General features: G+C 69.2%; 1 protein-coding gene. It reads right to left on the bottom strand.

The genetic code is table 11. The annotated features are described in order from the left end of the window. Positions 1-537, bottom strand: a 537-nt coding sequence (locus GTY47_RS33605; RefSeq protein ID WP_010043080.1) for an NAD(P)-binding domain-containing protein, incomplete at its 3' end; no start/stop codon positions are given. Positions 538-688 lie beyond the last annotated feature (151 nt).

The raw sequence follows: 688 nt of genomic DNA, 5'->3' as shown, positions 1-688 counted from the left end.
GGCGTAGGCCTGCATCATCGCGTACTCGATGCCGTTGTGGACCATCTTCGCGAAGTGCCCGGCGCCCACCCGGCCCGCGTGGACGAAGCCGTACGGGCCCTCCGGCTTGAGCGCCTCGAAGATCGGCCGGAGCCGGTCGACGTACTCCTTCTCCCCGCCGACCATCAGGGCGTAGCCGTTCTTCAGGCCCCACACGCCGCCCGAGACGCCCGCGTCGACGAAGCCGATGCCGCGCTTGCCCAGCTCCTCGGCGTGCTTCTCGTCGTCCGTCCAGCGGGAGTTGCCGCCGTCGACCACCGTGTCGTACGGCTTGAGGAGGTCCGCCAGACGGTCGATGACGTGCTGGGTGGGGTCGCCGGCCGGGACCATGACCCAGACCGTGCGCGGTGCCTCCAGCTCGTTGACGAGGTCGGCCAGGCTGGCGACGTCGGACTTGTCCGGGTTGGTGTCGTAGCCGATGACGGTGTGGCCGGCGTTGCGCAGGCGCTCGCGCATGTTGCCGCCCATCTTGCCGAGACCCACAAGACCGATCTGCATGTCAGTTCACTTCCCGATGATTGCGGTAGGCGGCCACCAGCGCGGCCGTGGACGGATCGAGACCGGGGACGTCTGCGCCCTCGGTCAGGGCGGGCTCGACGCGCTTGGCGAGCACCTTTCCGAGCTCGACGCCCCACTGGTCGAAGGAGTC

Origin of the sequence: Streptomyces sp. SID5464 (genome assembly GCF_009862985.1) — a bacterium.
GTDB lineage: Bacteria > Actinomycetota > Actinomycetes > Streptomycetales > Streptomycetaceae > Streptomyces > Streptomyces chartreusis_D.
The sequence above is the reverse complement of the archived record's forward strand: the minus strand, read 5'-3'. Positions and strand labels throughout refer to the sequence as shown.